We start from the raw sequence: 8,834 nt of genomic DNA, 5'->3' as shown, positions 1-8,834 counted from the left end.
TCCGCCGGGTCATGCGGTGGGGGAACCGACGCCCTTCACCCCCCATCGGTGGTTCGCCCGCCGGCAGGCGCTTTTGAGCTTGAAAACGCAACGATCCGCGCTCAAGCCGAACACGCCTGCGGGCTCGCAAAACCGCCACGGGCGCGGCCTCCGGCCCCCGCTTCCATGATCTCACAGGGGACCGACAAACCCACGCCTACGGCCTAGCGAGGAACCACACCAGCCAGGAACCACACGACCAAGGCACCACACGCACGACGAGCACCACGAGCGACGAACCGCACAACCGAGGGTCACACCAGCCAGGCGATCGCGCCACCAACCGCGACCACAGCCAGCACCCCCAACACCACCGCAAACGCCTTAGCCGTCTTCCACGTGCTATAAACCCCACCGATCAAAAACCCGGCCAAGGCCAGCAACCCGATAACCACATACTCCTTGGGCATCAGAGAACACCCTTGGTAGACGGCACCCCACCCACCCGAGGATCCGCCTCCACAGCCGCCCGCAACGCCCGAGCAATAGCCTTGAACTGCGCCTCCGCAATGTGATGCGGATCCCGCCCATACTCAACCCGCACATGCAACGCAATACCCGCATGAAAAGCCAGCGAATCAAACACGTGCCGATTCAACACGAACGGGTAGTTCCCCCCGATAGTAAACGTGTTGAACTCAGCCGGCTCACCCACATGCACGCAGTAAGGCCGCCCCGACACATCCACAGCCGCATGAGCCAAGGTCTCGTCCATCGGAATCCAGGCGTCGCCAAACCGCCTGATCCCCACCTTGTCCCCCAACGCCTCCCGCAGCGCCTGCCCCAGCACGATCGCGACATCCTCGACGGTGTGGTGAGCGTCGATGTCCACGTCACCCGTCGCCCGCACAACCAGGTCCAACGACCCGTGCACGCCCAACGCCGTGAGCATGTGGTCGTAGAACGGGACGCCCGTGCTGATCTCGACCTGCCCGGTGCCGTCGAGGTCGACCTCGACGTACACCGACGACTCCTTGGTGGTCCGCTCGACCTTGCCGACCCTGCTCAGACTCAGGCTCACCGGCCAACCTCCTTGCTCGCCGCGAGGAACGCGTCGTTCTCCTCCGGAGTCCCGACCGTCACCCGCAGATGACCCGCGATACCGACGTCCCTGATCAACACACCGCGCTCCAAGTACGTGCGCCACGTGGCGTGCGCGTCCTCGAACCACCCGAACAGCACGAAGTTCGCGTCGCTGGGCACCACGTCGAAGCCCAAGCCCGCCAGCACCTCGACCACTCGGTCGCGTTCGGCGGCCAGCCTGGCCACCGAGCCCAACGTCTCCGCCGCGTGCCGCAGTGACGCGCGCGCTGCCGCCTGGGTCAGGGCCGACAGGTGGTAGGGCAGGCGCACCAGCTGCAACGCGTCCACGACCGCCGGTGCGGCGGCCAGGTAGCCCAAGCGGCCACCGGCGAACGCGAACGCCTTGCTCATGGTGCGGCTGACGATGAGCTTCTCCGGGTAGTCCGCCAAGAGCCGCACGGCCGACGGGCGCGACGAGAACTCCGCGTAGGCCTCGTCCACCACGACCATCCCGGGCGCGGCCTCGATCAGGCCCCGCAGCTCCTCCACGGGCACGCTCTGCCCGGTCGGGTTGTTCGGGCTGGTCACGAACACCACGTCCGGCTGCCGCTCGGCGACGATCTCGGCCGCCTTGTCGGTGTCCAGCGAGAAGTCGGCACGCCTGGGCGTGGGCGCCCACTCGGTACGTGTGCCGGCGGCGATGATCGGGTGCATCGAGTACGACGGCTCGAACCCCAGCGCAGTCCGTCCCGGACCACCAAACGCCTGGAGGATCTGCTGCAAGATCTCGTTGGACCCGTTGGCGGCCCACAGGTTCCCAGCCAGCAGCGGCACGCCGGTCGACTCGCTCAGGTACGCCGCCAGGTCCTCGCGCAGCGCCACCGCGTCCCGATCCGGGTAGCGGTGCAGCTCGGCGGCCACCTCCGCGACCTCGGCGACCACCTCGGCGACCAACTCGTCCGACGGCGGGTAAGGGTTCTCGTTGGTGTTGAGCCGCACGGGCACGTCCAGCTGCGGCGCGCCGTAGGGCGTGCGTCCGCGCAGGTCCTCGCGCAGGGGCAGGTCGGCCAACTCCACCCGGTCTCCAACAGGCCTCATCCGGAGAACCCCCCGGAGAACCCCTCGGAGAACCTCGCCGTCACGGCCTGGCCGTGCGCGGGCAGGTCCTCGGCGTTGGCCAGCGCCACGACCTTGTCGGCGACCTCGCGCAGCGCGTCCTCGCTGTAGTCGATGACGTGGATGCCGCGCAGGAACGTCTGCACCGACAGGCCCGACGAGTGCCGTGCGCAGCCGGCGGTGGGCAGCACGTGGTTGGAACCTGCGCAGTAGTCGCCCAGGGACACCGGGGAGTGCGCACCCACGAAGATCGCGCCGGCGGCGCGCACGCGGGCGGCCACCTCGCGCGCGTTCGCGGTCTGGATCTCCAGGTGCTCGGCGGCGTAGTTGTCCACGACCGCCAGGCCGTCGTCCACAGTGGACACCAGGACCGTGCCGGACTGCTCGCCGCGCAACGCCGTCCGGATGCGCTCGGTGTGCTTGGTGGCGCCGACCTGGCGCTCCAGCTCGGCGTCCACGGCGTCCGCCAACGCCTCCGACGTGGTCACCAGGACGCTCGCCGCGAGCGTGTCGTGCTCGGCCTGGCTGATCAGGTCGGCGGCCACGTGCACCGGGTCGGCCGTCTCGTCGGCCAGCACCGCGATCTCGGTGGGACCGGCCTCGGAGTCGATGCCGATCAGACCGCGCAGCAGCCGCTTGGCGGCGGTGACGTAGATGTTGCCCGGACCGGTCACCAGGTCGACCGGGGCCAGTTCGGCGCCGTCGGTGTCCACGCCGCCGTGCGCGAGCAGCGCCACGGCCTGCGCGCCGCCGACCGCCCACACCTCGGTGACGCCCAGCAGCGCGGCGGCGGCCAGGATCGCCGGGTGCGGCAGCCCGCCGAACTCGGCCTGCGGCGGCGAGCACACCACCAGCGACTCGACGCCCGCGGTCTGCGCGGGCACGACGTTCATGCCCACGCTGGACGGGTAGACGGCCAGGCCACCCGGCACGTACAGACCGACGCGGGCGACCGGCACCCAGCGCTCGGTCACCGTCCCGCCGGGCACGACCTGGGTCGTGGTGTCGGTGCGCCGCTGGTCGGCGTGCACCTTGCGGGCTCGCGCGATGGACTCCTCCAGCGCCTCCCGCACGGCCGGGTCCAGCTCGGCCAGCGCCCGGTCCAGCTCGGCCACCGGCACCCGCACGCGCTCGGGCCGCACCCCGTCGAACCGCTCGGTGATCTCCAGGACGGCCTCGACACCCCGCTCGCGCACCGCGTCCACGATGGGCCGCACATGGTGCAGAACCGCGTCCACGTCCACCTCGGCGCGCGGCAGCGCGCTGCGCAGTTCTGCCGGTGACGGGATCCGACCTCGCAGGTCGATGCGGTTGAGCATGACCTCAAGGGTAAGCCGTCCGGCGCAACCCACCGCAGGCCGGCCCCGGAACGTCCACGTGCCGGAACGTGCGTTCGGTCACGGCCGGCGGGCCGCCTCGGGGACGACCCGGCGGGAGTGGCGGACACAGGACCGATCAGCCGCACGGACCGCTCCGTTCGGCCGCCTCGTCCAGACCTGTCAACTGTCAGCCGCCCCCGAGGGCGACGAACCGACAAACGGCGGCTATGCCGATCCGTAACCCCCGCGCCACGCTGCGTAGGCACCACTCCGTCGCAAACCCTGCTGATGATGGAGGAGCAATGTCACCCAAGCGGCGCGGCCTGACGGCCGCCGCGTTCGGTGCGTGCCTGGCCCTGGTACTCCCCCTGCACACCGGGGCGGCCCAGTCGAGCACCACGAAAACCCCCGAGCGGACCGTCTTCGAGGTCACCGCGGCCACACCGGAGGCCCGGACGCGCGTCGCCCGGACCGGGGTGGACGTCCTCGGACAGGAAGGCGACACGCTCACCGTCGTCGCCGAGCCCCGGCAGCAGTGGGCGCTGCGCGCCACCGGGCTGCGCGTCAAGGACCTCGGCGACTACGACGCCCAGCTCGCGGCGCTGGGCAAGGCCGACTTCACCGACCCGCAGGTCGGCGCCCAGGACTTCCCGTCCGGCTACACCGGCTACCACAACTTCCAGGAGACGGTCACCGAGCTGAACCAGACCGTCACCGACCACTCGAACCTGGTGCGGCTGTCCACGATCGGCAAGTCCTACCAGGGCCGCGAGCTGTGGATGCTGAAGATCAGCGACAACCCCGGCGTGGACGAGGCCGAGCCCGAGGTGCTGTTCACCTGCAACATGCACGCCCGGGAGCACCTGACCGTCGAGATGTGCCTGCGGATCATCAAGCAGTACACCGACGGCTACACCACCAACCCGACGATCAAGAACCTCGTGGACACCCGCGAGATCTGGGTCGTCCCGATGGTCAACCCGGACGGCGTGGAGTACGACATCGCCACCGGCTCGTTCCGGTCGTGGCGCAAGAACCGCCAGCCCAACTCCACCGCGGTGGGCACCGACCCCAACCGCAACTTCGGCTACCAGTGGGGTTGCTGCGGCGGGTCGAGCAGCAGCGGGTCCAGCGAGACCTACCGCGGCCCGTCGGCGTTCTCGGCGCCCGAGGTCGCGCGCGTCCGCGACTTCGTCAACACCCGCGTGGTCGGCGGCGTGCAGCAGATCAAGACGCACATCGACTGGCACACCTACTCGGAGCTGATCCTGTGGCCGTACGGCTACACCTACAACGACACCGCTCCGGGCCTGGACTCGACGCAGGCCAGCGCGTTCTCCACGCTGGGCAGGCGGATGGCGGCGCTCAACGGGTACACGCCGCAGCAGTCCAGCGACCTCTACATCACCGACGGCAGCATCGGCGACTGGATGTGGGGCGCGCACAAGATCTGGAGCTACACCTTCGAGATGTACCCGACCGGCTCGGGCGGTGGCGGCTTCTACCCGCGTGACACCGTCATCGCCACCCAGACCGCGCGCAACGACAGCGCGGTCGAGCTGTTCCTGTCCTACTCGGACTGCGTGCCCCGCATCATCAGCCGCACCTGCTGACGCTCGGCGGCGCGGGTTCGTCGCCCGAACCCGCGCCGCTCAGGTCAGCGCCGCTCAGGTCAGCGCGGCCACCACCGCCACGGCTTCGTCCACCTGCTCGGGCGACACGAAGTAGTGCGGCGACATGCGCACCACCCCCTCCAGCCCGCGCCGGGTCATGTCGATCCGGGTCGATCCCAGGTGGCTGCTGGTGGCCACCACGTCGTGCCGGGCCAGGTGCTCCCGCACCGCCACCGCCTCGTGCCCCTCGACCGTGAACGTCACGATCCCCGACAGCTCGGCCCCGATGTCCCGCACCTCCACCCCGGGCACCTCCGCCAGCCCCGCACGCAGGCGTTCGGCACGCGCCCGCACCTCGGCGCGGATCTCGTCGATGCCCAGGTCCAGCGCGTACCGGGCGGCGGCGATCAGGCCGAGCCGGTCGGCCACGCTCGTCTCCCACAGCTCGTAGACCCGGGCGTCCGAGCGCAGCTCGATCTCGTCCGGGCCGGTCCACTCCGCGCTGTGCAGGTCCACCAGCCTCGGGCGGAGGCGGTCGCGGGCGCTGCGCCGGACCACCAGGACGCCGGTGCCGCGCGGTCCGCGCAGCCACTTGCGGCCGGTGGCCGAGACGATGTCGACGTCCAGGTCGTCGGCGCGGACCGGCATCTGCCCCAGGGACTGGCAGGCGTCCAGCAGGACCAGCGCACCCACGTCGTGGGCGGTCTTGGCGACCTCCCGGACCGGGTTGACCAGGCCGCCGTTGGTGGGCGCGTGGACCAGGGACACCAGCTTGACCCGCTCGTCCAGCACCGCGGTCAGGGCCTCGACGTCCACCTGCCCCACCGCGTCCGACGGGACGGTCACCACCTCGGCACCGACCTCCCGCGCCCGGTGGAGGATGGGGATGGCGTTGCCCGCGTACTCGACCTCGGTGACCAGCACCCGGTCGCCCCGCCCCAGCGGCACGGCGTCGAAGGCGGCCAGCCACGACCGGGTCGCGCTGTCGGTGAAGGCGATCTCGTCCGGCTCGGCGCCCATGAGCCGCGCGAAGACCTCGTAGCCCGCCGCCAGGTCGTCGGCGCGCTCGCGGGCAGCCACGTAGCCACCGATCTCGGCTTCCCGGCGCAGGTGGGAGACCACCTCGTCGAGCACCTGCCGGGGCGGCAGGGACGAGCCCGCCGAGTCCAGGAAGACCCGCTCGGCGGCACCGGGGGTGTCCTCGCGCACTGCGGCCAGGTCGATCACGTCGCCCTCCCCGGTAGTCGTGTCATCCCACGTCTACCCGATGAGCTAGCGGGGCGTCCACAGCTCCAAGTTCCACCACGGCCCCCACGACAGGGCGCCGTGCGTGTACGGGTCCACGACCTCCTGGTACCCGGTCCAGTTCTCCCGCACCACGTACGTGTGCTGCACCGCCGCCACGACCACCATCGCCGGCGCGGCCAGGTACACGCGCTGCACCTGCCGGTACGCCGCCGCGCGCTGCGCCGGGTCCAGGAGCGTGCGACCGGTGTCCAGCAGGGCGTCGACCTGCGCGTTGGAGTAGCCCCACGGGTTGCCGGTGTGCAGGGCGGGGTAGGTGGTCAGGTCGGGGTCGAACGGCGAGCCGCCGCCGTAGAGCAGGGCGTCCGTGCCCAGGCGCGGCGTGATGGCCTCCCAGCTCAACCCGGCCAACTGGACGTCCACACCGACCGCCTTGGCCTCCGCCGCGAACGCCGTCGCCAAGTCGGCCCGCACCACGTCGCCGGTCGGGAACATCAACGTGAACCGGGCCGGCACGCCGTCCCGCGCACGCAGGCCGTCCGCGCCGCGCACCCAGCCCGCCTGGTCCAGCAGCAACTCGGCCTGCGCCTTGTCGTAGGCGAAGGACGCGGTCGGGTCGTAGTACTCGGGCAGCGTGTCCGGGATGGGCGTGCTGGCCGGAGAACCCTTGCCGCCCAACAGGTTGTCCACGATCCCCTTGCGGTTCACCGCGTGGTTCAACGCCATCCGCAACGCCGGGTCCCCGGTCACCGGCCCGGTCGGCAACGTGATGCCACGCAGGTCGGTGGACCGATGGGTGACCACCCGCATGCCACCTGTGTTGGCGAAGCCGGACGCCAGCCGGGGCGGCAGTTCGGCACCGTCGAACTCCCCCGCCTGCAACCGCTGCGCCCGCGTGTTGTCATCGGCCACGAACACCACGGTCAGCTTGCGGATCTTGGGTTCTCCGCCGAAGTGCGCGGGGTTGGACTCCAGCACCATCCGGTCGCCCTTGCGCCAGTCGGCGAGCTTGTACGGGCCGGTGCCGATGGGCTTGACGTCCTTCAGTGCGACCCCGGCCAACGCCTCGCTCGGCAGCACCCCTAGCACCAGCTGGTGCGGAAACGCCGCCCACGGCTTGGCCAACGCGAACCGCACGGTGTGCACGTCAAGCTGCTCGATGCCCGTCAACACGGGGAACGCGGACCGCTCGGTAGCGCCCAGCGCCGGGTCCAGCAGGGCGCGGTAGGTGGCGACGACGTCCTCGGGACCGAAGGTCGTGCCATCGGTGAACTTCACGTCGTCACGCAGCCGAACAGTCCAGCTCAGGCCATCGGCGGAGGGCTGCGGCAGGTCGGCGGCCAGCCGGGGCCTCAACGAGCGGTCGGCGCGGTGCTCGACCAGGCCGTCGTAGATCTTGGAAACGCCGTCACGGCCGTAACCCAGCAACGGGTTGAGCGTGGTGGGCTCGGTGCTGTCGGCCAGGACGATCGAACTCCCGTCCGCAGTGCCCTCGGCGCTCGGTGTCGTCGTCCCCGTGCACCCAGCGGCGGCGAGGACGGCGACTAGTACGAGCGGGGGCAACAGGGAGCGCACGAGACCCGACACTACCTAGAGTGGGTGCCATGCGTGTCGCGCTCTGCCAGATCAACTCCTCCGCCGACCCCACGGCCAACCTCGACCTGGTGCGAGCCGGTGTCGCCCAGGCGGCCGGCGCACGGGTCGTGGTGTTCCCGGAGGCGACGATGTGCCGGTTCGGGGTGCCCTTGGGGCCGGTGGCCGAGCCGTTGGACGGCCCTTGGGCGACGGCTGTGCGGGAGATCGCCGATGAGGCCGGCGTGGTTGTGGTGGTGGGGATGTTCACGCCGGCTGCCGATGGTCGGGTCGCGAACACGCTGCTGGTGACCGGCGGTGGGTTGCACGTGGGGTACGACAAGATCCATTTGTATGACGCGTTCGGGTTCGAGGAATCCCGCACGGTTGCGCCTGGGTCGAAGCCTGTGGTGGTTGAGGTCGAGGGTGTGACGTTGGGGTTGGCTACCTGCTACGACGTGCGTTTCCCTGAGTTGTTTCGGGCGTTGGCTGACCAGGGCGCGGCGGCGGTGTTGGTGTGTGCGTCTTGGGGCGCGGGGCCGGGGAAGCGCGAGCAGTGGGAGTTGTTGGTGCGGGCGCGGGCGCTGGATTGCACGTCGTGGGTGCTCGCGTGTGGACAGGCCGATCCTGGGGAGGATTTGGGCGGCGCGCCTACGGGTGTGGGGTACAGCACGGTTGCGTCGCCGTTGGGGGCGGTGGTGGGGCAGTTGGGGGGTGAGGCGGGCGTGTTGGTTGCTGAGGTGGATGTTTCGGCGGTTGAGGAGGCTCGACGCACGCTTCCGGTGTTGGCCAACCGACGGCTGTAGTTTCCGCGCGAAGCGCGGTTCTTTGCGCGCGGAGCGCGCGGTAGGTGTTACCTACAAGTGGAGGGCCTCGGTTCCCCCACCGTATGGCCTGCCCGAAGGGC

8 protein-coding genes are annotated in these 8,834 nt (G+C 70.5%); 2 read left to right on the top strand and 6 right to left on the bottom strand.

Translation table 11 applies throughout. The annotated features are described in order from the left end of the window. Positions 1-293: 293 nt before the first annotated feature. From WBN91_RS37970 to hisD, 4 genes are read right to left on the bottom strand one after another with little or no spacing between them, the layout of a single operon-like run. A complete protein-coding gene (locus WBN91_RS37970) occupies positions 294-449 on the bottom strand; it encodes a hypothetical protein (protein ID WP_337725086.1) in 156 nt (51 codons plus the stop codon). Next, complete coding sequence (gene hisB, locus WBN91_RS37965) at positions 449-1,048, bottom strand: imidazoleglycerol-phosphate dehydratase HisB (RefSeq protein ID WP_337725095.1); 600 nt, start codon at positions 1,046-1,048, stop codon at positions 449-451. The genes WBN91_RS37970 and hisB overlap by 1 nt, the downstream gene beginning before the upstream one ends. An 8-nt stretch (positions 1,049-1,056) precedes the next feature. After that, a complete protein-coding gene (locus tag WBN91_RS37960) occupies positions 1,057-2,160 on the bottom strand; it encodes a histidinol-phosphate transaminase (RefSeq protein WP_337725087.1) in 1,104 nt (367 codons plus the stop codon). After that, entirely contained in the window at positions 2,157-3,497 is a 1,341-nt protein-coding gene (gene hisD, locus WBN91_RS37955; RefSeq protein WP_337725088.1) for a histidinol dehydrogenase, read from the bottom strand. Before hisD ends, WBN91_RS37960 begins: the two co-directional genes overlap by 4 nt. Before the next feature lie 302 nt (positions 3,498-3,799). Here hisD and WBN91_RS37950 point away from each other — a divergent pair, with 302 nt between their 5' ends. Continuing rightward, a complete protein-coding gene (locus tag WBN91_RS37950; protein ID WP_337725089.1) occupies positions 3,800-5,110 on the top strand; it encodes a M14 family metallopeptidase in 1,311 nt (436 codons plus the stop codon). A gap of 54 nt (positions 5,111-5,164) precedes the next feature. Here the strand turns inward: WBN91_RS37950 and WBN91_RS37945 are convergent, their stop codons facing one another. Both WBN91_RS37945 and WBN91_RS37940 read right to left on the bottom strand, forming a co-directional pair. Further along, positions 5,165-6,337 carry an aminotransferase class V-fold PLP-dependent enzyme gene (locus WBN91_RS37945; RefSeq protein ID WP_337725090.1) on the bottom strand — a complete coding sequence of 391 codons (1,173 nt, stop codon included), beginning with the start codon at positions 6,335-6,337 and terminating at the stop codon, positions 5,165-5,167. A gap of 45 nt (positions 6,338-6,382) precedes the next feature. Beyond that, positions 6,383-7,930, bottom strand: coding sequence for an ABC transporter substrate-binding protein (locus WBN91_RS37940; protein WP_337725091.1), 1,548 nt, complete (start codon positions 7,928-7,930; stop codon positions 6,383-6,385). 29 nt (positions 7,931-7,959) lie between these two features. On the opposite strand from WBN91_RS37940, the gene WBN91_RS37935 reads away from it, so the two are divergent. Beyond that, positions 7,960-8,733, top strand: a complete 774-nt coding sequence (locus WBN91_RS37935; RefSeq protein WP_337725092.1) for a carbon-nitrogen hydrolase family protein — start codon at positions 7,960-7,962, stop codon at positions 8,731-8,733. The last annotated feature ends 101 nt before the right edge of the window (positions 8,734-8,834 follow it).

The organism is Saccharothrix sp. CCNWYY140, assembly GCF_037401995.1.
Lineage (GTDB): Bacteria > Actinomycetota > Actinomycetes > Mycobacteriales > Pseudonocardiaceae > Actinosynnema.
This window is presented reverse-complemented; position numbering and strand designations above follow the sequence as displayed.